The organism is Aeromicrobium sp. Leaf272 (assembly GCF_001422865.1).
Classification (GTDB): domain Bacteria; phylum Actinomycetota; class Actinomycetes; order Propionibacteriales; family Nocardioidaceae; genus Aeromicrobium.
Window position 1 is genome coordinate 47246 of the sequence record NZ_LMMY01000013.1, and the last position, 26383, is coordinate 73628.

At 72.6% G+C, this 26383-nt stretch carries 25 protein-coding genes; 21 read left to right on the forward strand and 4 right to left on the reverse strand.

Going from position 1 to position 26383, the window contains the following annotated elements; genetic code table 11:
* The 4 genes from ASF38_RS18060 to ASF38_RS09555 form a co-directional block, all read left to right on the forward strand.
* A partial coding sequence (locus ASF38_RS18060) for a hypothetical protein (protein ID WP_200914495.1) occupies positions 1 to 706 on the forward strand: 706 nt, incomplete at its 5' end.
* An 8-nt stretch (positions 707 to 714) separates the two neighbouring features.
* Entirely contained in the window at positions 715 to 1422 is a 708-nt protein-coding gene (locus ASF38_RS09545; protein WP_056575517.1) for a CDP-alcohol phosphatidyltransferase family protein, read from the forward strand.
* 64 nt (positions 1423 to 1486) lie between these two features.
* Positions 1487 to 2779, forward strand: coding sequence for an O-antigen ligase family protein (locus ASF38_RS09550; RefSeq protein ID WP_369815200.1), 1293 nt, complete (start codon positions 1487 to 1489; stop codon positions 2777 to 2779).
* A complete protein-coding gene (locus ASF38_RS09555) occupies positions 2769 to 4247 on the forward strand; it encodes a lipopolysaccharide biosynthesis protein (RefSeq protein ID WP_056575524.1) in 1479 nt (492 codons plus the stop codon). Before ASF38_RS09550 ends, ASF38_RS09555 begins: the two co-directional genes overlap by 11 nt.
* A 24-nt stretch (positions 4248 to 4271) precedes the next feature.
* On the opposite strand, the gene ASF38_RS09560 is transcribed toward ASF38_RS09555, so the two are convergent.
* Entirely contained in the window at positions 4272 to 5528 is a 1257-nt protein-coding gene (locus ASF38_RS09560; RefSeq protein WP_056575527.1) for a Wzz/FepE/Etk N-terminal domain-containing protein, read from the reverse strand.
* Positions 5529 to 5796: 268 nt separating this feature from the next.
* Between ASF38_RS09560 and ASF38_RS09565 the strand changes: the two genes are divergently transcribed.
* The 11 genes from ASF38_RS09565 (at position 5797) to ASF38_RS09615 (ending at position 16234) form a co-directional block, all read left to right on the forward strand.
* On the forward strand, positions 5797 to 6606 hold the full coding sequence (locus ASF38_RS09565) for a sigma-70 family RNA polymerase sigma factor (protein WP_162237338.1): 810 nt from the start codon (positions 5797 to 5799) through the stop codon (positions 6604 to 6606).
* A gap of 16 nt (positions 6607 to 6622) precedes the next feature.
* Entirely contained in the window at positions 6623 to 7546 is a 924-nt protein-coding gene (locus ASF38_RS09570; RefSeq protein ID WP_056575530.1) for a family 16 glycosylhydrolase, read from the forward strand.
* A 128-nt stretch (positions 7547 to 7674) separates the two neighbouring features.
* A complete protein-coding gene (locus tag ASF38_RS09575; RefSeq protein ID WP_235492913.1) occupies positions 7675 to 8124 on the forward strand; it encodes an adenylyltransferase/cytidyltransferase family protein in 450 nt (149 codons plus the stop codon).
* Positions 8121 to 9110 carry a glycosyltransferase family 2 protein gene (locus tag ASF38_RS09580; protein WP_056575532.1) on the forward strand — a complete coding sequence of 330 codons (990 nt, stop codon included), beginning with the start codon at positions 8121 to 8123 and terminating at the stop codon, positions 9108 to 9110. The genes ASF38_RS09575 and ASF38_RS09580 overlap by 4 nt, the downstream gene beginning before the upstream one ends.
* Before the next feature lies 1 nt (position 9111).
* Positions 9112 to 9561, forward strand: coding sequence for a hypothetical protein (locus ASF38_RS09585; protein ID WP_056553414.1), 450 nt, complete (start codon positions 9112 to 9114; stop codon positions 9559 to 9561).
* Entirely contained in the window at positions 9558 to 11498 is a 1941-nt protein-coding gene (locus ASF38_RS09590; RefSeq protein WP_056575535.1) for an exopolysaccharide biosynthesis polyprenyl glycosylphosphotransferase, read from the forward strand. Before ASF38_RS09585 ends, ASF38_RS09590 begins: the two co-directional genes overlap by 4 nt.
* A gap of 74 nt (positions 11499 to 11572) precedes the next feature.
* The gene (locus tag ASF38_RS09595) at positions 11573 to 13165 is read left to right on the forward strand and encodes an AMP-binding protein (RefSeq protein WP_055964492.1); all 1593 of its coding nucleotides are present in this window, start codon (positions 11573 to 11575) and stop codon (positions 13163 to 13165) included.
* Positions 13166 to 13298: 133 nt separating this feature from the next.
* A complete protein-coding gene (locus ASF38_RS09600; protein WP_235497618.1) occupies positions 13299 to 13697 on the forward strand; it encodes a type II toxin-antitoxin system PemK/MazF family toxin in 399 nt (132 codons plus the stop codon).
* On the forward strand, positions 13694 to 14764 hold the full coding sequence (locus ASF38_RS09605) for a YihY/virulence factor BrkB family protein (RefSeq protein WP_200914496.1): 1071 nt from the start codon (positions 13694 to 13696) through the stop codon (positions 14762 to 14764). Before ASF38_RS09600 ends, ASF38_RS09605 begins: the two co-directional genes overlap by 4 nt.
* Before the next feature lie 44 nt (positions 14765 to 14808).
* Positions 14809 to 15204 (forward strand): cold-shock protein, encoded by a 396-nt coding sequence (locus ASF38_RS09610; protein WP_055964495.1) that lies wholly within the window; start codon positions 14809 to 14811, stop codon positions 15202 to 15204.
* A gap of 175 nt (positions 15205 to 15379) precedes the next feature.
* Complete coding sequence (locus ASF38_RS09615; RefSeq protein WP_056575537.1) at positions 15380 to 16234, forward strand: dioxygenase; 855 nt, start codon at positions 15380 to 15382, stop codon at positions 16232 to 16234.
* A gap of 22 nt (positions 16235 to 16256) precedes the next feature.
* On the opposite strand, the gene ASF38_RS09620 is transcribed toward ASF38_RS09615, so the two are convergent.
* The gene (locus tag ASF38_RS09620) at positions 16257 to 17759 is read right to left on the reverse strand and encodes an MFS transporter (RefSeq protein WP_082480667.1); all 1503 of its coding nucleotides are present in this window, start codon (positions 17757 to 17759) and stop codon (positions 16257 to 16259) included.
* 111 nt (positions 17760 to 17870) lie between these two features.
* On the opposite strand from ASF38_RS09620, the gene ASF38_RS09625 reads away from it, so the two are divergent.
* Positions 17871 to 18614, forward strand: a complete 744-nt coding sequence (locus ASF38_RS09625; protein ID WP_055964501.1) for a DUF3027 domain-containing protein — start codon at positions 17871 to 17873, stop codon at positions 18612 to 18614.
* Positions 18615 to 18650: 36 nt separating this feature from the next.
* Here the strand turns inward: ASF38_RS09625 and ASF38_RS19355 are convergent, their stop codons facing one another.
* Complete coding sequence (locus ASF38_RS19355) at positions 18651 to 19055, reverse strand: DUF2530 domain-containing protein (RefSeq protein ID WP_235492910.1); 405 nt, start codon at positions 19053 to 19055, stop codon at positions 18651 to 18653.
* Between the two features lie 109 nt (positions 19056 to 19164).
* Here ASF38_RS19355 and ASF38_RS09635 point away from each other — a divergent pair, with 109 nt between their 5' ends.
* From ASF38_RS09635 to ASF38_RS09645, 3 genes are all read left to right on the forward strand, one after another.
* A complete protein-coding gene (locus ASF38_RS09635) occupies positions 19165 to 20199 on the forward strand; it encodes a hypothetical protein (RefSeq protein WP_156366886.1) in 1035 nt (344 codons plus the stop codon).
* A 100-nt stretch (positions 20200 to 20299) separates the two neighbouring features.
* On the forward strand, positions 20300 to 21739 hold the full coding sequence (locus ASF38_RS09640; RefSeq protein WP_056575544.1) for an NCS2 family permease: 1440 nt from the start codon (positions 20300 to 20302) through the stop codon (positions 21737 to 21739).
* A 23-nt stretch (positions 21740 to 21762) separates the two neighbouring features.
* Positions 21763 to 22284: a gamma carbonic anhydrase family protein gene (locus ASF38_RS09645; protein ID WP_055964509.1), complete on the forward strand. Its 522-nt coding sequence runs from the start codon at positions 21763 to 21765 to the stop codon at positions 22282 to 22284.
* 18 nt (positions 22285 to 22302) lie between these two features.
* On the opposite strand, the gene serC is transcribed toward ASF38_RS09645, so the two are convergent.
* Entirely contained in the window at positions 22303 to 23412 is a 1110-nt protein-coding gene (gene serC / locus ASF38_RS09650) for a phosphoserine transaminase (protein ID WP_055964513.1), read from the reverse strand.
* Positions 23413 to 23554: 142 nt separating this feature from the next.
* Here serC and ASF38_RS09655 point away from each other — a divergent pair, with 142 nt between their 5' ends.
* Positions 23555 to 24781 carry a hypothetical protein gene (locus tag ASF38_RS09655; protein WP_055964516.1) on the forward strand — a complete coding sequence of 409 codons (1227 nt, stop codon included), beginning with the start codon at positions 23555 to 23557 and terminating at the stop codon, positions 24779 to 24781.
* 87 nt (positions 24782 to 24868) lie between these two features.
* Positions 24869 to 26383 (forward strand): methylmalonyl-CoA mutase family protein (locus ASF38_RS09660; protein ID WP_235497620.1); only part of this gene is annotated, 1515 nt, incomplete at its 3' end.

Here is a 26383-nt window from a genome sequence, read left to right on the forward strand (position 1 = left end):
GGTCTCGTGGAAGGCCGGCTCGACGAACGGCGTCACCTACGAGGTGCTGCGCAACGACCGGGTCGTCGCCACGACTACCTCCACCACGGTCTCGGTGCCGGACTCCACCTCGGCCGACCGGTTCTTCGTGCGGGCCAGCGACGGCCAGGGCAACTGGTCGGCCTCCACCGCCGTCGTCCGGCCGGCGCAGTCGGCGACCGTCCTGGCCGACGGTGCCACCTGGTCCTACTACTTCGACAACACCGCACCGGTGGCCACGGACTGGAAGGGCGACTCCTTCGACGCCTCCGGCTGGCGCAGCGGGCCCGCCCCTCTGGGGTGGGGCAGCGGTCCGATCGCGACCAACATCGACGTCGCGGCGGGCAGCACGCGCGCCCTCACGTCCTACTACCGGCGCACCTTCGACGTCGCCGACGTCGGCGCCTTCACCCGCTACCGACTCACGACACGGGCCGACGACGGCGTGGTCGTCTACGTCAACGGCACCGAGGTGGCTCGGGTCAACCTGCCCACGGGCACGGTCGGTCCGAACACCTACGCCACGGCCGCGCCGACCACGACCAGCGCGACCAGCTCCCCGGTGAGCATCGACATCCCGCTCTCGGCGCTGCGCAACGGGTCGAACGTCATCACCGCCGAGGTGCACTCCAACTACCGGAGCACCCCGACCACCAGCTTCGACGCGAACGTCGTCGCCTCCCGCTGAGGATCCCCATGACAGCACTCGACGTCCGCACCTCCTGGGACCGGCTCGCCGCAGCCCAGAAGGACGGAACCGGTGTGCCGCTGTACATGCGTGCGGTCAATCGTCGGCTGGGGCGCGGCATCGCCGCGGTCGCGCACCGGTTCGGGGCCACGCCCGACCAGATGACGGCCGTCAGCGCCCTGCTGGTCGTGGCCGCCCTCGCCGTGCTGGTGCTCCCGGCGCCGAGCCTGCTCACGGGCGTGGCCGTCACCCTGCTGCTGCAGGGTGCGTTCGCGTTCGACGCGGCCGACGGACAGCTCGCGCGGCTGGGTGGCAGCGGGTCGGTGGCGGGGGAGTGGCTCGACCACACGGTCGACGCCGCCCGGACCCTGGCGCTCCACCTGGCCGTGGCCGTGGCGCTGCTGCGCCACACCGACCTCGACGCGGCATGGGCGCTCCTGCCGCTGGGCTTCGCGTTCGTCGCCTCGCTGCGGTTCTTCGCCCAGATCCTCGCCGAGCAGCTCGCGCCCCGCAGGAGCGACCGGGCGGCGTCGGCCGGTCGGTACTCCTCGATCGTCCAGCTGCCGGCCGACGTCGGGGTGCAGAACCTGGTCTTCCTGCTCTGGCCCCTCACGGGTGCCTTCCTCCTGGGGTACGGCCTGCTCGCCGCCGCGAACCTGCTCCTGCTCGTCATGACCCTGCGCCGCCGCCTCCGGGCGCTGCGCGCGCTCGGATGAGCCCGCTCGGGTCGAACCGCGGGCCTGCCGCCGGGCTGCGTGCGAGCATGGGGCGGTGGCAGCGATGAGGGTGCGCGAGGTGTCGTGGACCGACCTCGTCGGCACCGAGCCGACCCGGCGTCTGCCGTCGGACCCCCTGCCGGCCTGGCCGCTCCTCACGATGCTCTGGGGCTTCCCGCTCATGTGGGTCCTCGGACTCACCGTCGTGCCCGGCGCGGTCACCATGGCCGTCGTCATGCTCGGCTTCATGCTGGTGCGGCGCTACGCCATCTGGGTCCCGGGCGTGGGAGCGCTCGTCGGACTGTGCCTGTGGATGGCCGCGTCGGCGGTCATGATCGACACCGGTCCGCGCATGCTCGGCTTCGGCTTCCGCCTGGCCATCATGTCCTTCGTCGCGATCGCCTTCGTGTACACGGTCGCGGCGCGCACGCGCCTCACCCGGCGTCGGATCGTGCACGGGCTCACGTTCCTGTGGTTCTTCGTGATCGCCGGCGGAGTGCTCGGCATGCTCCTGCCGGGCACCCGACTCACGACGCCCGTCGGCATGCTCCTGCCGGCCTCGATCAGCGGCAACTCCTACGTGCGCGACCTGTTCTTCCCGCCGTTCGCCGAGGTGCAGCACCCCTGGGGTGCGCCCGAGCCGTTCGTGCGTCCCTCAGCCCCCTTCCCGTACGCCAACAGCTGGGGCGTCGCGATCCTCGTGCTCACCCCGATCGCGCTCGCCTGCTTCATGATGACCCGGTCGTGGCTCCTGCGCTGCGCCATCATCGTCGGTGCGGGCGTCATGATCTTCCCGGCCATGGCCACGTCGAACCGCGGCATGTTCGCCGCGCTCGCCCTGGCCGGGGCCTACGTGCTCGTGAGGTACGCGCTGCGCGACCGGGCGGCACCGGTCATCACGCTCACCCTGCTCGGGCTGGTCGCCGGAGCGGTGCTGGTCTGGCAGGGCCTGTTCACCCAGTTCGAGGTACGTCAGGAGTACGGCCAGTCCAACGGGGCCCGCTTCACGCTCTACGCCGAGACGATCCAGCGCACCCTGGCCTCGCCGCTCCTGGGGTACGGCGCGCCCCGGCCCTCCGCCGAGCAGGCGCTCTCGGTCGGCACGCAGGGCTACATCTGGACGCTCATGTTCAGCTTCGGCTTCGTCGGGCTGGCGCTGTTCCTCGCGTTCCTCTGGGGCTCCACCTGGCGCACCCGGTACTGCCGCGACGACGTCGACGTGGCCCTGCACGCGACGCTCGTCGTCTCGAGCCTCGCGATCATCGTGTACGGCCTCGACATCATCCAGCTCCTCGCCATCGCGCTCGTGGCGGCGATCCTGCTGAGACGTCGCTACGGCCTCGACGATGACGACTGAGGTCACCTCCGCTCGGTCGGGCCTCGGCACGGCAGCCGTCGCGAACCTCGTGGGGGGCGCCCTCGGGGCGATGGTCAACCTCGTGCTGGCCGCGCTGGTCGGCCGGCACCTGGGGACCGAGGGATCGGGTGTCTACTTCCTGGTCGTCGCCGTCTTCCTGATCGTCGCCAACAGCGCCGAGCTCGGTGCCGACACGGGGCTGGTGCGGTTCGTCGCGGCCACCCGGGCGCTGGGCCGACCTCAGGACACGCCGCAGATCGTCCGGACCGCCGTGGTCCCCGTCCTGGTGGGCGGGGCGGTCGTGGTGGCTCTCGGCATCCCCCTGGCCCTCACGGTCGCGCCGTCGGGTCTCTCGCCGGTCGTGGCCGTGGCTGCCGTCCCGCTCACCGTGCTGGCCTCCCTCACGGCCCTGGCGCTGGGCATCACCCGGGGGGCGGGCGACCCGCTCGCGTTCCCGCTGGTGCAGAACATCCTGCTGCCGGCCGGTCGAATGGTGGCCGTCGGCGTGGCGGTGCTGGCCGGCTGGGGCGTCAGCGAGGTCGTCGCGGCCTGGCTCCTGCCGGTGCCCCTCGTGCTGGTCGTCGCGGCCGCGCTCGCCGCGCGTCACGTCACGGGTGGCGCCCGGCCCGAGGGCCGGTCACGGACGGCCTACCCCGGCTTCTGGCGGTTCAGTGCCGCGCGTGGTGCGACGGCGTGCGTCGAGATCGTGCTCGAGTGGGTCGACGTGGTGATCGTCGGGGTCTTCGCCTCTCCGGCCGAGGCCGGCGTGTACGCGGTGGTCACGCGGTGCGCACGAGCCGGCGAGGTGGTGCAGCAGGCGGCGCGCATCGCCGTCGGTCCGGCCATCAGTGCGGCGTCGGCCCGGGGCGACCACGCCCTGGTGGGTCGTCTGTACGGCGTCGTCACCGCAGCCATGGTGTGGGCGGCCTGGCCCTTCTACGCCGTCCTGGCGGTGTTCGCGGAGCCGGTGCTGGGCATCTTCGGCGACGGGTTCGACTCCGGTGCCCCGTCCCTGCGCGTGCTGGCGGCGGCCATGGCGGTCGCCACCGCGGCGGGCGCGGTGCAGAGCGTGCTCCTCATGGCCGGGCGCAGCAGCTGGCAGCTCGCCGACAAGACCGGCGCGCTCGCCCTCGACGTCGTGCTGCTGCTCGTGCTGGTCCCGCACTGGGGCATCGAGGGCGCCGCGATCGCCTGGGCGGTCACGATCGTCGTCGACACCGCGGTCGTGGGCTACCAGGTGCAGGTCCTCATGGGCGTGCGGCCGCCGTGGGGCCCGATCCTGTGGGCTGCGGCCCTCCCCGTGGTCATGGTGCTGGTGCCGAGCGTGCTGGTGGCCGCCACGTGGGGAACCGGTGCGGCGGTGGCCGCGGCCACGACCGCGGCCCTCGCCGTCGTCTACCTGACCGTCGGAGCCCTGCTGCGCCGACGGCTGGGCCTGCTGGACCTGGTCAGGCTCCGCGGAGCCTGAGACGCCCCGTCGCCGTCGGCCCCGTCACGGCCGCTCGCCGCGCTGCGGGAGCAGCACGGTGAGCGCGACGTCGACACCCTGGGCGCGCAGCAGCCCGCGGAGGCGGCGCGCGGCGAGCGCGTCGTCGTCGACGGACCGAGCCAGCACGACCTGGTCGCACCGGGTGGCGAGGGTGACCTTGAGCGCGTCGGACGTGAGCTCGGAGGAGTCGATGACGACCACCTCGCCGCCCCAGGTCGACTGCTTGCGCTGGGTGGGCCACCCACGGGCCAGCTTGCCCTCGTTGATGACGGCGGCGTCGACGTGACGCACGACGCGACCGCGACGGCGCAGCGCCTCGGCGAGGGCCGTCCCGGGCTGGGTGCCCACCGACCCGTCGACGACGAGCGTGTAGCCGGTGTCGGCCGGCACCTCGCTCGGGAGCTTGAGCATGAGCGCCGCGATGTCCCACGTGTCCTGCGGCCGCGGGTCACGGGTTCCGTCGAGGACGGCCGCCTCGTTGATCGAGCCGAGCCCGCCCACGTCGCCGATGCCGGCGCTCGGGGCGGTGCGACGGGTCAGGGCGACCGGCACCGCGACGAGCAGGCCGAGGGCCAGCCCGGCCACGCCGAGCGGCAGGACGCCGAGCGAGGACGGGCCCGACGGCGTGGCGGTGGCCCCGAGGATCTGGCCGGGGGTGGTGTCGGCGGTGGCGAGCTCGGCGGCACGGTCGCCCAGCGACTCGGCCTGGCGCAGGATCGAGGCCTTGGCGGGGGAGCCGGCCGGGTAGCGCTGCGCCGAGCGCTCGAGCATGGAGACGCGGTCCCAGGTCGCCTCCTGCTGGGCCTGCACCTCGTCGGCCGCGGTCTTGCCGCGCACGCCGAGGAAGGCCTCGGCCACGGCGCGCGACCCGGTGGCGGCGGCGTCGGCGGAGGAGGCGGTGTAGGTGATGTTCAGCACGGCGGTGTCGGGCGGGTTCTCCACGCCCACGCCGTCCTTCAGCTCGCCGCGGGTGGTGCCGAGGTCGTCGGCTGCGGCAGCGAGCACGTCGCCGGAGGTCACGAGCTGCGCGGCCGTGGCGACGTCGAGGGCGGCGGTGGCGCTCGAGCCCGAGGACGAGGGCACGTCGACCGAGGAGACCCGGACCGATGTGGTGGCCGTGTAGGTCACGGGGAGGACCGCCCAGGCGAGGACGCCGAGCAGCAGGCCGACGGCGGCGCCGAGGGCGAGGACGCGCCAGCGACGGCGCAACGACCCCGCGAGCTCGCTGAGCTGGACGGGCTGGGGCGGTGCGGGCTGCATGGGACTTGCTCCTTGGGACCGGGACATCATGCAAGAGGAGTGCCGAGGCCGGCGTTCATGACGCCGGGGTACCGACGCGTACCCCTGTGACGTGTGTCATTGACCCTCACGGGTCTGCCGCTAGTATGGGGCTCGTTGTAACCGCCTGTGTCAAAAAGCGCAGGTGGTCCGGCCGAGAGCTCGTCACCTCGAGCGACGGCTGGAACTCATCCAGGGGAAATACATGTCTGAAAACTCGTGCACATCCGTGCGCGCGTCCACCTCGACGTTGGACGACGCGCATCTGCTCGGGCTCGCCAGAGACGGTCACGACGACGCCTATGCCGAGCTCTTCCGCCGCTACCGACCGGTGGCCCTTCGTCTCGCCAGACGTCTGTCCTCGCACGGCGACGCCGAGGACACCGTGTCCGAGGCCTTCGCCCAGGTGCTCGGCCAGCTGCGTCGTGGCAACGGTCCCGACCACGCCTTCCGCGCCTACGTCCTCACCTCGGTGCGCCACGAGGCCGGACGTCGGGGTCGGCTGCGTCAGCGCGTCCAGCCCACCGACGACCTCGCCAAGATCGACACGGCGGTCCCGTTCGGCAACGGCCAGCTCGACAGCTTCGAGCGCGACCTCGTCCGCACGGCGTTCGAGTCGCTCCCGGAGCGCTGGCGGACCGTGCTGTGGTACCTCGACGTCGAGGGCCTCAAGCCGCACGAGATCGCCGAGCGGCTCGACCTCAAGCCCAACAGCGTGTCAGCGCTCGTCTACCGGGCCCGGGCCGGGCTGCGCGAGGCCTACCTCGCCCAGCACGTCTCCGTCGACACCGCGTCCGAGACCGAGGAGTGTCGTCGTGTGCGACCCCGCCTGGCCTCGCTCGTGCGGCGCACGGCCGGCATGCGCGAGCAGAAGCGCATCCACGCCCACCTCGAGACCTGCCCGGCGTGCATGGCCAGCTACCTCGAGATCGAGGACGTCAACGCACGCGTGGTCGCCCCCACCGGCACGACCGGGGTCGCCGACGGCCTGAGCACGATGGCCGGGGCGACGGCGGGGATCGTCACCGCCGCCGCGGTCGTCGCCGCAGCGCGCGCCTGACCGCGTCGTCCCACCGGTGAGACGCGGTCCGCTGGTCGTCGGTGCGGCGGTCGCGGTCGCGGCCGTCGCCGCGGGGGTGCTCGTGGTGCGCGACGACGGGTCAGGCGGTCGGTCGGTCGACGCCTCGGTGCGCTGCTCCGCCGGCGACGTCGACGCGCTCGACCTGTCCGACCCGGACCAGGGCGAGCCGACCTGGTCCGAGGAGTTCGACGGAGCAGGACAGGGCCGCGCGGGTCTCGACCCGCAGCGCTGGACCGTGCGCGACGCGACCACCCTGTCGTTCGACCAGGCTAGGATCCGCGCCGACAACGTGTCCGTGGCCGACGGCACGCTGCGGATCACCGCGCGCGACGACGCCGCCGGCGACCCGAGCGGCCTCCGCCCGGTCACGACCGGGTACGTCGACACCATCGGCCACTTCTCGCAGCGGTACGGCCGGTGGGAGGTGCGGGCCCGGCTGCCCGTGGCACCCGGGGAGTCGCGCGGCCTCTGGCCGGCGTTCTGGCTGAGGGCCGACGACCTGCCGGGCGAGATCGACGTGGTGGAGGCCTGGGGGACGCCTGCGGCGCGCCCGCGCGACGACATGGCGTCGCAGTACGCCTGGACGGTGCACGAGGACACCGACGCCCCGCAGGGATACCGACGCGTGGGTGGATGGGGCTCGGCCGCCGGGCCGCTGGCCGACGACTTCCACGTCTTCGCCGTCGACTGGGTGCCCGGTTGCCTGCGCTTCTCCCTCGACGGTCGCACGACCGGTCACGTCGACCTGGACCAGGAGCCGCGCCTGGCCGCAGCCCTCGACGACGAGATGAACATCCGGCTCAACCTCCAGGTCGGCGGACGGTACTGGGGGCGCCTGGACCCGGAGCAGCCCGGGTCCACCCGCCTCCCGGCCACGCTCGAGGTCGACCACGTCCGGGTCTTCCGGCCGCGCTCCTGAGGCGTCCTGCGGCTCCGCTGCGGCGACCGTGACGAGCGCCACCAGAACCGGTCCTCCATCCGGCGTCACGGAACACACCCTCGCTGCTCCTTCTGGATGAGTGTCACATCCAGGGGATCGGAGACAGGGTGACCATCGACCGGAAGACCTATGACGTGGGGTACGCCAGCGGCGTGTTCGACATGTTCCACGTGGGCCACCTCAACCTGCTGCGCCGTGCGCGGCACCGTTGCCACCACCTCGTGGTGGGCGTCGCCAGCGACGAGTACGTCGAGCTGCTGAAGGGTCGGCCCCCGGTCGTCCCGTGCGACGAGCGCATCGACATCATCTCGGCCCTCGGGATCGTCGACGAGGTCGTCATCGACCGCTCCGAGGACAAGAAGATGGTCTGGGACCAGCGGCCGTTCGACGTCATCTTCAAGGGTGACGACTGGCAGGGGACGCCGAAGGGCTACCGCCTCGAGCGGTCGATGGGTGAGATCGGCGTCGACGTCGTCTACTACCCGTACACCCGCCAGACCTCCAGCACGATCCTGCGCGCCCACCTCACCGGCGCCGAGCTCGAGGGCCAGCTGTGAGCGTGCCGACCGTCCAGGCCTCGCAGGTCGACCGTCGGACCACCGACGGCGCCGTCGACGCCGACGCGGCCGGGTACGCCCCGGCCGTCACCGTGGTCGTGCCCACGCACGACCGGCCGCAGCTGATGGCCGAGGCCGTCCGCAGCGTGCTGAACCAGGAGTACGCAGGTCCGCTCGAGGTCGTCGTCGTCTTCGACGCCTGCGACCCCGTGCTCCCCGACGTGGTCACCGGTCCGACGCAGACGCTGCGCGCCGTCGTGAACGAGCGCACCCGAGGCCTGGCCGGCGCCCGCAACAGCGGCATCCTCGCCGCCTCCCACGACTTCGTCGCGTTCCTCGACGACGACGACACCTGGCTGGCCGGCAAGCTCGCCGCGCAGATGCCCCTCTTCCGCGACCACCCCGACGTCCGCCTCGTGGCCACCGCCATGCAGGTCGACGACGGTGAGCGGCTCACCGACCGTCTCGTCCCGAGCGACGTCGTCTCCCACGCCGAGCTCGTGCGCGAGCGGTTCGGCGGCCTGCACTCGAGCAGCTTCGTGTTCCGCCGCGAGGCGCTGGTCCACGAGATCGGCATGATCGACGAGGACCTGCCCCGTGGCTACGCCGAGGACACCGACGTCCTGCTCGGCGCCTCGCGCCTCGCGCCGGTCCGGCTGGTCAACGAGCCCCTCGTGCGGGTGCGCTGGCAGGGCCAGTCCTACTTCTTCGGGCGCTGGGCCGACTACGCGGCGGCGCTCACCTACCTCCTGGCCAAGCACCCGGAGTTCGCCGGCGACGACGCCGCGCACTCCCGCATGCTCTCGCAGATCGCGTTCGGCGAGGTCTCGTCCGGCCAGCGAGCGGCAGGTCGGCGACACGCCCGCCGCGCCATCGCCCTGCGCCGCACCAACCTTCGCGCCTGGCTCGCGCTCGTCATCGGCCTGCGCCTGGCGACCACCGGCGCCGTCGTGACCGTGGCCCGACGCTTCGGAAAGGGGATCTGACATGCGCATCCTCATCGCCTGCTCCTCCGGAGGGCACCTCGCCCAGGCCCTGGCGCTCGAGCCCTGGTGGGGCCAGCACGAGCGGCTCTGGGTCACCGGGCCGACCGAGGACGCCCGGCTCAAGCTGCGGGACGAGCGCGTCATCGAGTGCGCCTGGCCCACGCAGCGCAACCTGCCCAACCTGGCCCGCAACATGATGCTGGCCCGCCGCGTCATCGACGAGTGGCGTCCCGACGTCGTGTTCAGCACCGGGGCGGCCGTCGCCGTCCCCTTCCTGCGCCAGGCGCGTCGCGTCGGGGCGCGGTCGATCTTCCTCGAGACGATCGACCGCATCGAGAAGCCGTCGCTGACGGGCCGGCTCGTGTACCCCTTCGTCGACGAGTACCTCACCCAGTGGGACCAGCTGAGCGAGAAGCTCCCGCGGGCCCAGACCGTGGGGCTCGTGCTGTGACCGACGACCTCACCCTCGTGGCGAGCGTCGGGACGTACCACCACCCGTTCGACCGGTTCGTCGACTGGCTGGAGCCGTGGACGGACGAGCGCGGCGCCCAGGTCGTGTTCCAGCACGGGTCCACGCGCCCGATCGAGGGCGCGACCAACCTGACGATGATGGCGCCGGACGAGCTGCTCGAGCACTACCGGCGCGCCGACGTCGTGGTGCTGCAGGGTGGCGCCGGCGGCGTGATGGACGCCCGTCGCGCCGGGCGCATCCCGATCGTCGTGCCCCGCGTGCCCGTGGGCCACGAGGTGGTCGACGACCACCAGGTGGTGCTGGCGCGCCGCCTGGCCGAGATGGGTCTGGTCCACGTCGCCGAGACGCGTGAGCAGCTGCACGCCCTGCTCGACGGCGCGGCCGACGGGACCGTCGCGACCCGCAGCGGCCAGATCGAGCCGACGCCCGGCGTCGTCGAGGCCGTCCGCCTGCTCGGAGAGCTGCCCGAGGCCCGACGCGACGACGAGGGTCGCACCCGGCTGGGCCTGCCGCGCAGCAACCGGCTGCCGGCCGGCGAGGAGTTCCTCGCCGCACGTGAGCAGCGGGGACGGCGCGGTCCGTTCCGCATCCTCGCCGACGCGGTCCGACAGGGTCTGCTGGGCTACCTGCTCACCTTCGCGGTCACGCTGGTGCTGAGCAGCCGGCTCGCCGTGGGACCCGTGTCGGGCCGGGTCGTGGTCGTCAGCGTGCTCGTGTGGCTCGTCTACAGCTGGCTCGCCCAGGCCGCCTACGAGCGCGCCACGTCGCTCAAGCCCGCGGTGCGCTTCCTGTCGTTCGTCGGCACCACGCTCGTGGTCGCTCTCCTGCTCGGTGCGAACAACACCGTGGGGCTGCGCAGCGCCCTGCTCGTCGCGCTGCTCGCCGTGGCCACCTTCGTCGGCTACGGCGCGGTGCACCGGGTCGCTCGACGACGCACCCCCACCGTGCTCGTGGGCGAGGAGCGCACGGTCCGCCGCCTCACCCAGCGCTGGCACGACCGCAGCGACGTCGACGTGGTCTCGTCCTGCGTGTGGCGCGGCGAGGCCGAGTCGGTCCCACTCGGCTCGCCCGGCTCGCTCACGCGCATCGTCCCCGACGTGCTGGCGGCGGTGGCCCGGTCCCGTGCGCGGTCGGTGGTCATCGCGTCCGACCACGCCCTCACGACCCCGTCGCTGCGCCACCTCGCGTGGGCGCTGCAGCGCGCCGACGTCGAGTGCCTCGTGCTGGCCGACATGGAGGACCACGTCGAGTACATGCGCCCGCAGATCGTGGCCGACCAGCTGGCCCTCACGATGCGCCCGCCCAACGAGCACCTCGTCTCCGTCGCGGCGAAGACGGTCTTCGACCGCGTCGTGGCGCTGGTCGGGCTCCTCGTCCTGTCACCGGTGCTGCTCGCGATCGCCGTCGCCGTGAAGGCGTCCTCGCCCGGACCGGTCATCTTCCGCCAGGAGCGCACCGGCCGAGACGGCAAGCCCTTCACCATGCTCAAGTTCCGCACGATGGTCGTCGACGCCGAGGAGCGTCTGGCCGACCTCGTCCTGCGCAACGAGGGGGCCGGACCGCTGTTCAAGCTGGACGACGACCCCCGCGTCACCCGGGTGGGTCGGCTGCTGCGTCGCACGTCGCTCGACGAGCTTCCCCAGCTGGTGAACGTGCTGCTGGGACACATGTCCCTCGTGGGACCGCGTCCGGCCCTGCCGCGCGAGACGGCGCAGTACAGCCAGTGGGTCTGGCGACGCCTGCACGTCCGCCCAGGGCTCACCGGACTCTGGCAGGTCAGCGGCCGTTCGCAGCTCAGCTGGGAGGAGTCGATCCGGCTCGACCTGCAGTACGTGAACACCTGGAGCCTGCGGCTCGACGCCAAGATCCTGCTCCGGACGGTCCGTGCCGTGGTGGCACGTGACGGCGCTCTCTGAACGCGCGCCCGACTGTCACTCGCTGTTACTGTGACGCATCCCCGCACCCGCACCACGAGGAGTAGCCGGACCGCATGAGTGACATCGCCTACAAGCTGAAGGTCCTGCGTCAGATCGGTCTGCTGAAGCCCCAGCTGCCGCACCGGCTCCTCAAGGCGGGCGTCAAGCTCGCCACCTGGGGCCCGGGCTTCCCGGCGGCCGTCGCGGCCGCCGCGGCGAGGTACCCGAACCAGACCGCCATCATCGACGACGCCGGCGAGATCACCTGGTCCGAGCTCAGCGACGAGATCAACCGCACCACCGCCGCGCTCAAGGAGCGGGGCGTCCAGGTGGGCGACGCGGTCGCCCTGATGGGGCGCAACCATCGCTGGATGGTCATCTCGATGGTCTCGATCATGCAGATCGGCGCCAAGGTCCTGCTGCTGAACACCATGGCGAGCGCCTCGCAGCTGGGCGAGCTCACCCGGCGCGAGGACACCAAGTTCGCGATCGTCGACCAGGAGTTCCTCGAGGTCACCTCCGAGATCGACCGCGACATGGTGGTCGTGGCGTGGTCCGACGACGACAGCCACGGTCTGCCGACGCTGTCGCAGATCGCCCAGGGCCACCCCGGCAAGGCGCACAAGAAGCCCGAGAAGCCCGGCGGCATCGTCATCTTCACGTCCGGCACCACCGGGCTGCCCAAGGGGGCCAACCGCAAGGAGCCGGAGAACCTCGACCCGCTCCTCACCTTCTTCGGCTCGATCCCCTACGGCGGCAACACCACCGTCGTGCTGGCCGCGCCGCTGTTCCACTCGTGGGGCCTGCTCAACTTCGGCTTCGGCCTGTCGACGGTCCCCACGTACGTGCTGCGTCGCAAGTTCGATCCCGAGCAGGTGCTGCGGGACATCGCCGAGCGCCGCGCGGAGGTGCTCGTCGTGGTGCCGCTCATGATCCAGCGCCTGGTGAACCTCGACCGGGAGAAGGCCGACCGCCACGACGTGTCGAGCCTGCGCATCACCGCGTCGAGCGGCTCGGCCCTCGCCGGCGAGCTCGCGACCGACTTCATGGACCGCTTCACCGACTCGGTCTACAACTTCTACGGAGCCACCGAGACCGGCTGGGTCTCCGTCGCCTCGCCGGAGGACCTGCGTGCCGCGCCGGGCACGGCGGGCCGCATCCCGTGGCGCACCGTCGTCAAGGTGCTCGACACCGACGGCAACGAGCTGCCGCCGGGCGAGACCGGCGTGATCTACGTGGGCAACGAGATGCAGTTCGGCGGGTACACCGACGGCAACACCAAGGACTTCCGCGACGGGCTCATGCACACCGGTGACCTCGGCTACTTCGACGAGGACGGGCGCCTGTTCGTGGCCGGTCGCGACGACGACATGGTCATCTCCGGCGGCGAGAACGTGTTCCCGCGCGAGCTCGAGGACGCCCTCATCGGCCACCCCGCGATCACCGACGTGGTCGTCGTCGGCATCCCCGACGACGACTGGGGCCACTGCCTGGCCGCCTACGTGGTGGTCAAGGACGGTGAGTCGCTCGACGAGGACGAGGTCGTGGCGTACGCGAAGGAGCGGGTGGCGCGGTTCGCCGTGCCGCGCCGCCTCCAGTTCCTCGACGAGCTGCCGCGCAACCCCACCGGCAAGGTGATGAAGCGCGAGCTCCCCGAGTTCGACTGACCCCGACCGAGGGAAGCTGGGGCGTCTCCCGCTCGCGGAGTCGGACGTCGGTCGGGCGACGATCGTCGTGCGACCCGACGGCGCCCCGTGCGTCTCGCCGAGCGCAGCGGGGCTCGTGTGGCACGCTTGCGCCGTGGATCTGACGTACGCACCGCAGCCGGACGGTCGTCCGGACCCGGGTGAGGTCGTCTGGACGTGGGTGCCGTACGAGGACGACCCGACCCAGGGCAAGGACCGGCCGGTGCTCGTGGTCGGACGCGACGGAGAGCGCCTGGTGGGCCTCATGCTCACCTCGAAGGACCACGACCGCGACGCGGAGCAGGAGGCGCGGGCCGGACGGTTCTGGCACGACCTGGGCGCCGGTCCGTGGGACCCGAAGGGCCGGCCGAGCGAGGTGCGGCTGAACCGGCTGCTCGACCTCGACCCCGACGGCGTGCGGCGCGAAGGTGCCGTGCTCGACGAGCCGCGCTTCCGTGTCGTGGTGGCCGCCGCCTCCGAGCACCTCCCCGACCTCCGCCGGGGCCGCGCGTGAAGATCATCGACGCGATCGACCGGTTCCAGCGTCGGCACCCGGTCCTGGCGTTCCCGCTGGCGGTCATCTACAAGTACTTCGACGACCAGGGCCCGTACCTGGCCGCGATCATCAGCTACTACGCCTTCATCGCGGTGTTCCCGCTGCTGCTCATCTCCTCCTCCATCCTCGGCTTCGTGCTGCAGGGGGACCCCGAGCTGCGCGACCGGCTGCTCGACACGGCGCTGAGCCAGTTCCCGATCGTGGGCGACCAGCTCGCCAGCGAGCAGGGGCTGCAGGGCAGCACGTCGGCCATCGTCGTCGGTTCGATCGTCGCGACCTACGGTGCGATGGGCCTGGGGCAGGCGGCGCAGAACGCGGCGAACATCGCCTGGTCGGTGCCGCGCAACAGCCGCGCCAACCCGTTCCTGATGCGGCTGCGCAGCCTGATCTTCCTGGCCATCGCCGGCCTGGGCATCCTCGCGCTCGCGATCGCGACGTCGGTGCTCGCGAACCCCGACGCGTTCGGCGGCACGGTCGGGCCGGCGACCGGCCCGTTGGTCCGTGGCGTCGGCTTCGTCCTCACGGCGGCCATCTTCGTGGGCCTGTTCCGGCTGGTGAGCGCCGGACGCGCCTCCACCCGGTCGGTGCTGCCGGGGGCGCTGCTCGCCACCGTGGGCTGGCAGCTGCTGCAGCTGGCGGGCAACACGTACGTCACGAACGTGATCAACCGGGCCAGCCGGACCGTCGACCCGACGTTCGCGCTGGTGCTCGGCCTGGTGGCCTTCATCTTCGTCGCCGCCGTGATGACCGTGCTCGGTCTGGAGCTCAACGTCGTCCTGCGGCGACACCTCTACCCGCGGGCGCTGCTGACCCCGTTCACCGACAACGTCGACCTCACCGATGCCGACAAGCGGGCGTACACCGCCTACGCGAAGGCCCAGCGGCACAAGGGCTTCGAGATCATCGAGGCCCGGTTCGAGAAGCCCGACGACGAGGACGACGGGGCCGGTGACGGGGCAGGTGACGAGACGGTGCCACCGTCGTCGCCGCCCGAGCCGGCGTCGGCTCGCCCCGGCACCGCCTAGGCTGGACGCAGAGAGCTCCACCCCCCTGACAGAAGGACACGCGCATGCCCACGGGCAAGGTCAAGTGGTACGACACCGAGAAGGGCTTCGGCTTCATCAGCAGCGACGAGGGCGGCGACGTCTACGTCCACTCCGACGCGCTGCCCTCCGACGTCCCGGCGCTCAAGTCCGGCACACGCGTCGAGTTCGGCGTGGCGCAGGGGCGCCGCGGTGACCAGGCGCTGCAGGTCCGGGTGCTCGAGGGCACCGCTCCGGTCTCGCGCACGCAGGCACGGGCCCGGCGCAAGAAGCCCGAGGAGATGGTGACGATCGTCGAGGACCTCATCCGACTGCTCGACGACCTCGGCGAGGGCTACCGCCACGGCCGCCACCCCGACTCGCGTTCCGCGAAGCCGGTGGCGCAGCTGCTGCGTGCGCTGGCCACCGAGCTCGACGCCTGAGGAGGTCTCGCGCCCGACGCCGTCCACGTCGGCCCATCCCGCCCCGCGAGGGGTCCGGGGTGGGCCGTCGTCGTCCCGGCCGATGCGGTCGGGCGGAACCGGTCGGGCCGATCCGTTCGAAGTGGTGGAGCAGGGCGTACACTGGTAGTTGAAGCATCTACTACCTGGAGCGACCATGACCACCAGCACCCCCTCGACGTCGGGCCCGGGCGTCGCCTACTCCGTGGCCGACCTCGAGTCGCGCCTGCGCCCCAGCGAACGGATGCCGGTGCTCTTCGTGGGTCACGGCAACCCCATGCACGCGATCCGCGAGAGCGACTACACGCGCACGTGGGAGCACGAGGGTCGCCGGCTGCCGCAGGCCCAGGCGATCGTCGTGATCAGCGCACACTGGCTGACGCCGGGTCGCACCCAGATCACCGACGCGCCGCGCAACCGGGTCATCTACGACTTCGGTGGCTTCCCCGACGAGCTCTACCGGGTGCGCTACGACTCCGTGGGCGACCACGCGGTCGCGCAGGTGCTGGCCCACCAGCTCGTCGAGTACGAGGCCGCCCTCGACGCGCAGTGGGGCCTGGACCACGGGACCTGGTCGATCCTGAAGTACCTCGCGCCCGAGCCGCAGGTGCCGGTGCTGCAGATCAGCATCGACGACACCCTGCCGCTGCCCCGGCTCCACGACCTCTACGCCCGACTGCGCCGGCTCCGGCACCAGGGGGTGCTGTTCATCGGCAGCGGCAACATCGTCCACGCCCTCGGCCGGGCCCGGTGGGAGCCCGGGGCGGAGGCCTGGGACTGGGCCGAGCAGTTCGACGCCGACACGGCCGAGGCGCTGGTCGAACGTCGGGTCGACGCCCTGCTCGACCCGTACGGGACGTGGCGCGAGGCTCGCCTGGCCGTGCCCACGGACGACCACTACCGCCCGATGGTCGCCTCCCTCAGCCTGCTCGAGGACGACGAGGAGATCCGGTTCTTCAACACCTCGGTCGACATGGGATCGATCGGCATGCGCAGCTTCGTGACCGCCTGAGCGGTCCGGCAGTGCGACCTCCTCAGGGGTGAGGTGGCACGGCCGGGCCGACCGGCTCGCGGGACTGCACCGCCCGGGTCAGGACGAAGACGCCCCAGGCCACGACGATGCCGGCCGTGACGAACATGGCCAGCGCCACGTCGGTGTCGAGGGTGAACAGCCCGATCCCGATGAGCCCGCCGATCACCCACGACAGCTGGAGCAGGGTCTCGGACCGGGCGAACATGCTCGTGCGGACCTCCTCGCGGATGTCGCGCTGGATCAGGGCGTCGAGGCTCAGCTTGCCCAGGGACTGGCACAGCCCGACGGTCAGGCCGAGCAGCGCCGCGACCGGCCAGCGGAAGAACGCCGCGGCGACCACGAGCACCGTGATGTCGACGAGCAGCACCGCGAGCACGACGCGGTGCGGGCTGCGCGAGCGGGTCCAGGACCCGATGACCACGCCGAGCGTGTTGCCCGCACCGGCGGCCCCGATCACGAGGCCCATCAGCACGGTGGCGTTGCCGGTCCAGCCGAGCGACGCGGGCGGCTCGCGCAGGGTGAACGCCATGAAGATGGTCAGGAACCCGGTGATGAGTCGCAGCCCCGCGTTGCTGCGCAGCGCGTCGACCACGTGCCGGGAGACGGCGATCCCGCCCCGCGGCGTGCGGCCGCTGAGGTCGGCGAGGTCGACCTGCTCCTCGCCCTCGCTGGAGTCGACCCGGGCCGGCAGCAGGATGGCCAGGACCGTGCCGATCACGAAGAGGACGAACGCGTAGCGCAACGACCACTCGGCCCCGACGGTCGCGGCACCGATCGCGATGGGGGCCGACAGCGCCGCGGCGGCGGTGCCCGTCAGCGAGATCCTCGAGTTCGCCTTCACCAGGGTGAACTCCTCGGGCAGGAGTCGCGGCACGGCCGACGCCCGGGTGACGCCGTAGGCCTTCGAGGCCACCAGGCAGCCGAGCGCCGCGAGGTAGAACGCCGCGGACTCGTCGGCGACGGCACCGGCGAGCACCCAGCAGCAGAACCCGCGGATGGCGAGGGTGCTGCCGATGGCCCACCGCCGGCCGCGGCGGAAGCGGTCCAGGAACGGGCCGATCAGGGGCGCCACGAAAGCGAACGGCAGCATCGTGAGCACCAGGAACAGCGCCACCTGGCCGCTCGCCTGCTCGGTGGGGACGGTGAAGAAGAGGGTCCCGGCGAGGGAGACGGCGATGGCCGCGTCGCCGGCGGTGTTGAACGCGTGCAGCTCGAGCAGGCGTGACAGTCCCGACTCGCCCGCGCCGCCGGCGTGCGTGAAGCGGCGCGCCCCGGAGTAGGCGCCCACGCCACCACGGGCCACGGTGCGCCCGGTGCGGCGCAGCCCTTGGGAGATGCGGGCCGCGCGAGGCAGCCGACCGGGCGGGTCGGGCTCGCCGGCGGGACCAGGGTCGGGGCCGGCGTCGAGGTCGTCGAGGGTGTCGGGTCCCGTGGGTCCGTGCGGGTCCGCACCCGGCCAGTCGGGACCGGGAGCGCGGTCTCCACCGTCGCTCGTCTGGGCCATGGAGTCATCCTGCCCCACGCGGCGGGGCTCGACCGCCCGAGGCTCGCCGTCGAGCCGGGCCCGTCCCGGGTGGGTGCCCGCAGGTGGGGTCGATGAGGGACAATCGGGGACATGACGACCGACGCCGTTCTGGCCGCCGCCCACGACGTGGCTCGCACCGCGCTGCTCGAGGCCACCGACGAGTCCACGGTGGGAGACCACCTGCGGGTCGTCGACGACGGCGAGCGGCTCGCGACCCACCTGTTCGCCTGCACCGGACCGGGATACCGCGGCTGGACGTGGGCCGTGAGCCTCTCGGCCGCGATCGACGACGGTGCGGTCAGCGTCAACGACGTGGTGCTGCTGCCCGGCGACGACGCCGTCGTGGCGCCGGCCTGGACGCCCTACCGCGATCGCATCCAGCCCGGCGACCTGAGCCCCGGCGACCTGCTGCCCCCCGAGGAGGACGACGCGCGGCTCGTGCCGTCGTGGTCCGCCGGCGACCACCTCGAGACCGTCGACCGCGCGTTCGCGCGCGAGGTCGGCCTGGGACGCCCCTGGGTCCTGTCGCTCGAGGGCCGCGACCTCGCGGCGCAGCGCTGGCACGACGGCGACCAGGGCCCCGACACACCGCTCGCCCAGCAGGCCCCCGGCACCTGCCACTCGTGCGGCTTCCTGGTGAGCCTGGCCGGACCGCTCGCGGACCGCTTCGGCGTGTGTGCCAACGGGTCGGCGAACGACGACGGCCGCGTCGTGTCCTTCGAGCACGGCTGCGGGGCGCACTCCGGTGCCAGGCTGAGCCGTTCGGCCGGCCCGCAGAAGCTGCCGCCGCCGGTGTGGGACACCATCGCGGTCGACGGCCTCGAGACCAGCTGACCCGGCTCCGTCCCGCAGGGGCGCGCGGGCCCGGCGCTACTCGGAGCGTCGACGGCCGGGCTGGTGGCGCAGGGCGTTGCGGCGCAGCCGGCAGTACTCGATGCCGATGAGCCCGAGGCCGAACCCGGCGAGGGCGGTCCACAGCCACCAGGTGCGGCCGTCGTCCTGCAGGGTGCCGAGGAACGGGACGAGCGCGAGCGCGACGACGCCCCAGAGGATGGTGCCGACGGTCATGGTGCGGACGCCGTCGAGGTCCATGGGCTCGACCTGGGCGACCTTGTGGGTGGTGCGGCCGATCTCGAGCTCGGTGACCTCGGGGCGGCCGAGCTCGTGACGGCGGGCCGAACGCTCCAGCCGGGCGCGCTCGCGGTGTCCGAGCTTGCGCTCGATCGTCTCGGGTCCGTCGCCGTCGCGGACCGCCCACTCCGACTCGTCGCTCACAGGGCCCAGGGTACCCGGCTCGTCGTGCGGGCTCGTCGACCGTGGCGCCCCTCGGCCCGGGACGACCCTCGACGGGCCCGGGGCGCGTGACGCTGGGAGGATGGTGCCGATGAACCCCCGTCGCCGTCGGCTCCTGTTCCCGGCCCTCCTGGTCGTCCTGATCCTGGTGGCCGCCGTCGTGTCGTTCACCCGCGATGCCGACGCGGTTGTGGGGGCCGACGACGAGGACAGCCCGGTCGACTCGCGGGTGGTCAGCACCGTCACCGACTCCCGCATCGCCGAGTCGAGCGGCCTGGCGGTCAGCACGGTGCACGACGACCTCGCCTACACGATCAACGACTCCGGCAACGCCGACGTCGTCTTCGCGGTGCGTGTCTCGACCGGCGAGGTCGTGGGCACCACCACGGTCACCGGCACGGCGTGGCAGGACACCGAGGCGCTCATGCTCCACGACGGCCGGCTGTGGGTGGCCGACGTCGGCGACAACCTCGCGCAGCGCAAGGACACCGCCCTCTACGCGATCGACGAGCCCGGTCCGGGCGACGGCTCGGCCCGCTCCACGCGGTACCCGGTCGGCTACTCCGACGGTCCGGCCGACGTGGAGTCGCTCGCCGTCGACGCCGACGGTCGCTTCCTCCTGGTCACCAAGGAGCTCCTGGCCGGTCGCATCCTGCGCCTGCCGGCCGACCTGTCGACCGACGAGCCCAACGTCCCCGAGCCCGTGGGGGAGCCCACCCTGCTCATGGCCACCGACGCCTCCACCAGCCCCGACGGACGCTTCGTGGTGGTGCGGAACTACATCGCGGCAGCCGTGCTCGACGCGACCGACCTGAGCCTCGTGCGCAGCGAGGCACTGCCGGACCAGCCGCAGGGCGAGACGGTGGCGTTCGAGCCGTCGGGCGGCTCCTACCTGATCGGCAGCGAGGGGTCGCCCTGGGAGCTCGTGCGGGTCGGGTTCTCGGCCGGAGAGGCGGGCCAGGCCGCACCCAGCGCCACCCCCACGCCGTCGGCCTCCCCGTCGGCCACCGCCGCGGACCAGCCCGGTGAGATCGGCCGGCCGTGGTTCGTCGTGGTCTCCGGTGGGCTCGCGGTGCTGCTCCTGGCGCTCGTCGGCGTCTGGATCACCCGCAAGGACGACGACTGACCCGTTGTCGATGCCGCCGCGCGGCGCCGACGCGTCCTGAAACCCGATCGACCCAGGCACGACATCAACGTCGCCGGACGGTCTGGCATGCTGCGGTGCCATGACGACCGTTCTCGAGCGCCACTTCAAGATCACCGACCGCGGTTCCAGCGTGGCGAGGGAGGTCCGCGGCGGCGTGGTGACCTTCCTGACGATGGCCTACATCATCGTCCTGAACCCGATCATCCTCGCCGGCGTCCCCGACGCCGACGGCTCGTTCCTCGGCGGCGGCTCCGAACCGGGATCGGGCTTCACGACGATCGCCGCCTGCACCGCGCTCGCGGCGGGCGTGCTCAGCATCCTGATGGGCGCCGTGGCGAACTTCCCGCTCGCGATCGCGACGGGCCTCGGCCTCAACGCCTTCGTGGCGTACTCGGTGGCCTCGCAGATGACCTGGGCCGACGCGATGGGGCTCGTGGTGCTGGAGGGCCTCATCATCCTGGTGCTCGTGCTCACGGGCTTCCGGAAGGCCGTGTTCGACGCGGTGCCGGCCCAGCTGAAGACCGCGATCGCGGTCGGCATCGGCCTGTTCATCACGCTCATCGGCCTGGTCGACGCGGGCTTCGTCCGCACGACGGGCAACGCGGCCCCGCCGATCGGCCTCGGCATCGGTGGTGAGCTGTCCGGCTGGCCCGTGCTGGTCTTCTGCATCGGCCTGCTGCTCATGATCGCCCTGCACGCGCGTGGCGTCCCCGGGGCCATCCTCATCGGCATCGCGACCACGACCGTGCTCGCCGGCGTCGTGCAGGCCGTCACGGACACCCCCGGCAGCAACGGCGACCCGACGTCGAAGGGCTGGAACCTCAACGTCCCGTCGTGGCCCGACTCGTTCTTCGCCACGCCCGACTTCGGCCTGCTCGGCCAGTTCTCGCTGTTCGGCTCCTTCGAGCGCGTCGGCGTCGTGGCGGCCTCGCTGCTGGTCTTCACGCTCCTGCTGGCCGACTTCTTCGACACGATGGGCACGATGACGGCCATCGGCGCCGAGGCCGGGCTCAACGACGAGAACGGCTCGCCCGAGGGCGCGCAGCGCATCCTCGTCGTCGACTCCATCGCCGCCGCAGCCGGTGGCGCCGCGGGCGTCTCGTCGAACACCTCCTACATCGAGTCGGCGTCCGGCGTCGGCGACGGCGCGCGCACCGGTCTCGCGAGCATCGTGACCGGCCTGCTGTTCCTGCTGGCCACGTTCTTCGCCCCGCTCGTGCAGCACATCCCCAACGAGGCGGCGGTCCCGGCACTGGTGCTCGTGGGCTTCCTGATGATGACCCAGGTGACGGGCATCGTCTGGGACGACCCGGACATCGCGATCCCGGCGTTCCTGACGATCGTGCTCATGCCGTTCACGTACTCCATCACGGCCGGCATCGGTGCGGGGTTCATCGCCTACGTGCTGCTCAAGGTCACCCGCGGCAAGATCGCCGAGGTCCACGCGCTCATGTGGGTCGTGTCGGTGCTGTTCGTCGTCTACTTCGCCATCGACCCCATCACGCGCTGGCTGACCTGAGCCGGTGACCTAGGGTCGGACGCATGCAGATCGACCTGGGTGACGACCGACGTCCGCGCGTGGCCGAGTCCGCCTTCGTGGCCCCCAACGCCACCCTGGCCGGGTCCGTCGTGCTCGAGGACGGCGCCAGCGTCTGGTACGGCGCGGTGCTGCGTGCCGACAACGAGCCGATCACGATCGGTCCGCGCTCCAACGTGCAGGACGGGTGCGCCTTCCACGTCGACAAGGGTCAGCCGGTCGTCCTGGGCGAAGGGGTCTCGGTCGGCCACAACGCCGTCGTGCACGGTGCCGTCGTCGAGGACCACTGCCTCATCGGGATGGGGGCCGTGGTGATGAACGGTGCCGTGATCGGCAGCGAGTCCCTCGTGGCGGCCGGAGCGCTCGTGACGGCCGGCATGCAGGTGCCGCCGCGCTCCCTCGTGGCCGGGGTTCCGGCCAAGGTGCGGCGCGAGCTGAGCGACGACGAGGTGGAGGGCCTGCACCGCAACGCCCGCATCTACGAGGAGCACCGCGAGCTGCACCGCTCCGCCACGGTCGTCGACTGACGACCGCGGCGGACTGCCTCAGAGCCGCTCGACGACCCAGTCGATGCAGGCGGTGAGGGCACTGACGTCGTCGGGCTCGACGCTCGGGAACATGCCGATGCGCAGCTGGTTGCGGCCCAGGCCGCGGTAGCTGTCGACGTCGACGATGCCGTTCTCCCGCAGGATCTCGGTCAGGGTCTGCTGCGGGACCGACGCGTCGAGGTCGATCGTGCCCACCACGAACGACCGCTCCGCCGAGGCGGTGACGAACGGCGACGCGAAGGGCGAGGCCTCGGCCCAGGAGTACAGGCGGGCGCTGGAGTCGCGGGTGCGGCCGGCAGCGAAGTCCATGCCGCCGTGCTCGTTCAGCCACCGCACCTGCTCGTCGAGCAGCACCAGGGTGGCCACCGCGGGCGTGTTGTAGGTCTGGTCCTTGCGGGAGTTCTCGATGGCGGTCGGCAGGTCCAGGAACGACGGCACGTACCGGCCCGAGGCCGCGATGCGCTGCGCCCGCTCGACCGCCGCCGGGGACATGACGGCCAGCCACAGACCACCGTCGGAGGCGAACGACTTCTGCGGCGCGAAGTAGTAGACGTCGGTCTGCGACACGTCGACGGACAGGCCACCGGCGGCCGACGTCGCGTCGACCAGCACGAGCGCGTCGGGGTCGGCGTCGGGGACCCGCTCCACGGGCACCATCACGCCCGTGGACGTCTCGTTGTGGGCCCAGGCGTACACGTCGACGCCGGCCGTCGCGCGGGGGAGCGGGTGCGTGGACGGCGCCGACTCGAGCACCTCGGGGTCCTGCAGGAACGGCGCGCGTGCGGCCGCGGTCGCGAACTTGCGCGAGAACTCGCCGTGCACCAGGTGCTGGCTGCGTCGCTCGACCAGCCCGTGGACGGCGGCGTCGAAGAAGGCGTGCGTGCCCCCGAGGCCGAGCACGACCTCGTAGCCGTCGGGCAGCTCGAGCAGGGTGGAGAGGCCCGAGCGGACCGATCCGACGAGGTTCTTGACCGGTGCGGCGCGGTGCGACGTGCCGAGCAGCGAGGAGCCGGTGGCGGCGAGCGCGGCCAGCGCCTCCGGGCGGACCTTGGACGGGCCGGACCCGAAGCGACCGTCGCGGGGCAGGAGCTTCGCGGGGATCTTCACCCCACCAGTCTGGCAGCGTCCCCGTGAGCGCCGGACATTACGTCGAACCACCCCTGTCCCCGAGGGGCCGGACGTCCCAGGATGAGGACGTTCGGGGGACCGCTCGCCCGCGCCGTCGGGCCCCAGCACCCGAGGTCGGTCCATGAGGAACAACGTCCGCGCGACGGTCGTCGCCACCACGGCCAGCACGGCCACCGCAGTCGTCCTGGTGTGCCTGGGCGCCCCGGCCCACGCCGACGACGTGACCGTGACGCCGGTGCAGTCCGGCTTCTTCGCCGGCACCGACCCCGTCGGTGTCGACGTCGACGCCTCCGGAGGGCGCTGGATCGTCTCGAACAACGCGGTCCGGTACTTCCCGGTGGGGTCGACGACCGCGACCAAGACGATCGCCGGCGCCGCCACGGGGTTCGGCTACCCCAACGGTGTCGCGGTGGACGCCGACGGCTCGGTGCACGTCATCGACGGCTCCAACGACGCCATCCGCATCTTCGCGCCCGGCGCGAACGGCGACGTGGCGCCGGAGCGGGTCATCACCGGCGCCTCGACGGGCATCGTCAGCCTGAGCGGCATCGACGTCGACGCCGCCGGCTACATCCACGTCGCCGACGCCGGAGCGTCCGCCGTGTCGACCTTCGCCCCGTCGGCGTCGGGCAACGCGCGACCGCTGCACCGCATCGTCGGACCGCGGACCCAGCTCTCGGGCGTCAGCGGTGTCGTCCGCCGGGGGAGCCTTCTCTGGGTGGTGTCGTCCGAGGCGGACGCGGCGGTGGCCTTCACCTACGGCTCGAGCGGTGACGCCGGACCCGTCTCGGTGCTCGGTGGGAGCCGAAGCCGGCTCAACAACCCCTCCGCCCTCGCGTTCGACGGGGGAGGCAACCTCTACGTGACCAACAACGACGCCGCACGACACGTCGTCGTCTTCGCCCCGAGCAGCGACGGGAACGCGACCCCCGCTCGGGTGGTGCGGGTGGCGTCGCGGCCGAACGGTCCGAACGGCGTCGCGGTCGACCCCCGCCGCCGGGTCACGCTCATCAACATCTCCAACAGCACCACCGACGTGCTGCCGGCGGTCATGACGACGGCACCGTCCGCGCCTCGGTCGCTCAGGGTCTCCGGCACCTCGAGGTCGAGGACGCGCACCGTCTCCTGGTCCACCCCGGCGGCCGACGGCTTCACGGCGGTCACGGGCTACGACGTCCGGATCATGGCGGGCTCGAAGGTGGTGCGCAGCGCCACGCGGTCGGCCACGCAGCGCTCGTACGCCGTGTCGCGCAGCGCGCTGGGCAAGGGCAAGCGCGTGGCCATGGTGCGGGCCCGCAACGCCAAGGGCGCAGGGGCGTGGGCGAAGGTCACCTTCTCCGTGTCGTGATCGCACCGGGCGCGACGTCGCTCCCGCCCCCGTCGGCTTCGTCACACCGGGTGGCCGGGCTCACAGGCCCGCCCTACGATGCCCCCTATGGCATCTGACCCCGGCTCCGGCGTGGGCCCGGAGGCGACGGTCGCCGTCCCGCTGGCCGAAGGCGTCGAGCCCGACGTCCACGCCTGGGAGAAGGCCACCGCCGCCGTCCTGCGCAAGACCAAGAAGCTCGCCGACGACGCTCCGGACGCCGACGTGTGGTCGCTGCTCACCCGCTCGACGCTCGACGGCATCGGCGTCGCCCCGCTCGGCACGCCGGCCCTGTCGGCCGACGTTGCGCCGACCGGGCTGCCGGGCCAGGCCCCGTTCACCCGAGGCTCTGCCGCCACGCGTGAGCTCGACGGCTGGGACGTGCGGGCCTGGTTCGCCGACCCCGACGCCGACCTGACCGCGCAGCACGTGCTGACCGACGTCGAGAACGGCGTCAACTCGCTCTGGATCGCCGTGGGCGACGGTGCCGTGCCGACCGACGCGCTGGCCCGCGTCCTCGAGCCCGTCTTCGTCGACCTCGCCCCCGTGGTGGTCGAGGACCCGACCGACCCGCTGGGTGCGGCGCAGGCCCTCGACGCCGTCGTCGACGACAAGGCCGTCGACCCGGCACCCGGCACGAGCTACGGCGCCGACCCCCTCGGGTCCCTGGCCCGCACCACGCTCGGCATCGGGGTCGAGGGTGCGGTCACCGACCCGTCCGTCGCCGTCGACGTCGCCCGGCTCGCGCAGCGGCGCGGCGCCCGCGGCATCGTCGTCGACGCCACCGCCGTGCACGACGCGGGCGCGTCCGACGTGCAGGAGCTCGCCTACGCGCTGCTCGCCGGGGCCGCCTACCTGCGGCTGCTCACCGAGGCCGGTCTCGACGTCGACGCCGCCGCCGACCAGCTCGACGTGCGCCTCGCCGCCACCGACGAGCAGTTCCCGACCATCGCCAAGCTGCGCGCCGCCCGGCGGGTGTGGGCCCGTCTGCTCGAGCTGAGCGGCGTGGCCGAGAGCGGCCGCGGCCAGCGCCAGCACGTCGTGACCTCGCGGCCCATGATGGCGGCGTACGACCCCTACGTGAACATGCTCCGCACCTGCGTGGCCACCTTCGCAGCCGGCGTCGGTGGCGCCTCCAGCGTCACGGTGCTCCCGTTCGACGAGCCGCTCGGCCTGCCCGAGGTGTTCAGCCGGCGCATCGCCCGCAACACCTCGAGCCTGCTCATCAGCGAGTCGCACGTGGCCCGCGTCGTCGACCCCGCCGGGGGTGCGCACGCCGTCGAGAAGCTCACCGACGACGTCGCGCGCGCGGCCTGGGACCTGTTCGGAGAGCTCGACGCCGTGGTCGCCGACTCCGCCGACCGGGAGGCGGGCTTCGCAGCCGCCCTCGACGCACTCCGGACCCGGGTCGAGGCGACCGTCTCCGACCGCGCCCTGCAGGTGGCGCGACGGCAGCGTCCTGTCACGGGCGTCTCGGAGTTCCCGAACCTGCACGAGGAGCAGCCCGAGCGTCGCCCGTACGGCCGCACCCTGCCGGTGCACCGCTACGCGCACGAGTTCGAGGCCATGCGCGACGACCGCGCC

Bases quoted from the DNA above. Each gene is read 5' to 3' on its own strand.
- ASF38_RS09620 (WP_082480667.1), bottom strand. From the start codon at position 17,759: ATGGCCCAGACGAGCGACGGTGGAGACCGCGCTCCCGGTCCCGACTGG.
- ASF38_RS09640 (WP_056575544.1), top strand. From the start codon at position 20,300: ATGACGACCGTTCTCGAGCGCCACTTCAAGATCACCGACCGCGGTTCC.
- ASF38_RS09560 (WP_056575527.1), bottom strand. From the start codon at position 5,528: ATGCAGCCCGCACCGCCCCAGCCCGTCCAGCTCAGCGAGCTCGCGGGG.
- ASF38_RS09550 (WP_369815200.1), top strand. From the start codon at position 1,487: ATGAGGGTGCGCGAGGTGTCGTGGACCGACCTCGTCGGCACCGAGCCG.
- ASF38_RS09615 (WP_056575537.1), top strand. From the start codon at position 15,380: ATGACCACCAGCACCCCCTCGACGTCGGGCCCGGGCGTCGCCTACTCC.
- ASF38_RS09635 (WP_156366886.1), top strand. From the start codon at position 19,165: ATGAACCCCCGTCGCCGTCGGCTCCTGTTCCCGGCCCTCCTGGTCGTC.
- ASF38_RS09625 (WP_055964501.1), top strand. From the start codon at position 17,871: ATGACGACCGACGCCGTTCTGGCCGCCGCCCACGACGTGGCTCGCACC.
- ASF38_RS09595 (WP_055964492.1), top strand. From the start codon at position 11,573: ATGAGTGACATCGCCTACAAGCTGAAGGTCCTGCGTCAGATCGGTCTG.
- ASF38_RS09610 (WP_055964495.1), top strand. From the start codon at position 14,809: ATGCCCACGGGCAAGGTCAAGTGGTACGACACCGAGAAGGGCTTCGGC.
- ASF38_RS09655 (WP_055964516.1), top strand. From the start codon at position 23,555: ATGAGGAACAACGTCCGCGCGACGGTCGTCGCCACCACGGCCAGCACG.
- ASF38_RS09545 (WP_056575517.1), top strand. From the start codon at position 715: ATGACAGCACTCGACGTCCGCACCTCCTGGGACCGGCTCGCCGCAGCC.
- ASF38_RS09555 (WP_056575524.1), top strand. From the start codon at position 2,769: ATGACGACTGAGGTCACCTCCGCTCGGTCGGGCCTCGGCACGGCAGCC.
- ASF38_RS09585 (WP_056553414.1), top strand. From the start codon at position 9,112: ATGCGCATCCTCATCGCCTGCTCCTCCGGAGGGCACCTCGCCCAGGCC.
- ASF38_RS09645 (WP_055964509.1), top strand. From the start codon at position 21,763: ATGCAGATCGACCTGGGTGACGACCGACGTCCGCGCGTGGCCGAGTCC.